Origin of the sequence: Moraxella sp., from assembly GCF_024227015.1 — a bacterium.
Lineage (GTDB): Bacteria > Pseudomonadota > Gammaproteobacteria > Pseudomonadales > Moraxellaceae > Moraxella.
On sequence record NZ_JAAELD010000005.1, the window covers coordinates 1 to 1,085 of the forward strand.

2 protein-coding genes are annotated in these 1,085 nt (G+C 44.6%); both read right to left on the bottom strand.

Features of this window, described 5'->3' with window-relative positions:
* The coding region (locus GY683_RS00060; RefSeq protein ID WP_297286814.1) for a ParA family protein at window positions 1-215 on the bottom strand (215 nt) is incomplete at its 3' end.
* 7 nt (window positions 216-222) lie between these two features.
* The coding region (locus GY683_RS00065) for a beta-ketoacyl-ACP synthase II (RefSeq protein ID WP_297286815.1) at window positions 223-1,085 on the bottom strand (863 nt) is incomplete at its 5' end.

A 1,085-nucleotide genomic window follows, 5' to 3' on the forward strand; every position in this document is an offset into this window, starting at 1 on the left:
ATGAGACTTTTTTTCAGATGGTGATTATTTGGATTTTCATAAAAATCCTCAAATTCTTCTTCAGCCAATACAAGCCCTGTCAGTTTACATTGCGGGTCAGCATCAACCATAATGATCCGCTTACCTTTTAAAGCTAACATCCAGCCTAAATTAAAGGTCGTTGTGGTTTTGCTGACCCCGCCCTTATGATTAAACAAGGCAATTCTTTTCGCCATAACTCACCTATTTTAGACGTTTAAATACTAACGTCCCATTCGTTCCGCCAAATCCAAATGAGTTTGATAATGCGACCTCTATCTTCATTTCCTTCGCCTGATGGGGTACATAGTCTAAACCTTCACATTCAGGATCAAGGTTAAATAGATTAATAGTAGGCGGTGCGATTTGATCACGAATACTTAACACACTAAATATCGCCTCTAAGCCACCTGCCGCCCCTAACAAATGTCCAGTCATGGATTTAGTCGAACTCACGGCTAATTTTTGTTCACCAAATGCTTTTTTAATAGCCAGTGTTTCCGCTTTATCACCGGCAGGCGTTGATGTGCCATGTGCGTTGATGTAATCGACTTGTTCTGGATTTAATTGGGCATTACGCAAAGCATTTAACATACAGCGTCGCGCTCCTTCGCCGTCTGCTGGCGGTAAAGTCATGTGATAAGCATCACCACTCATTCCGGATCCCAGCAATTCTGCATAAATACGTGCGCCGCGCTGCTTTGCATATTCATATTCTTCGAGTACCAATACGCCTGCTCCGTCGCTAAGAACAAAACCATCACGCTCTTTCTCCCAGGGGCGACTGGCGGTTTCTGGCGAATCGTTACGGGTGGATAAGGCGCGGGAAGCGGCAAACCCGCCTATACCCATTTCTGAACTGGCCATTTCAGCACCACCGGCAATCATCACATCTGCGTCCCCATATTCAATTAAACGGGCTGCATTTCCAATGCTATGTGTTCCCGTTGAACAGGCGGTGACGATGGCATAATTAGGGCCTTTTAAACCATACTTGACTGATAGGTTGCCCGCTATCATATTGATAATATTACTCGGTACAAAAAAAGGCGAAATCTTTCGCGCCC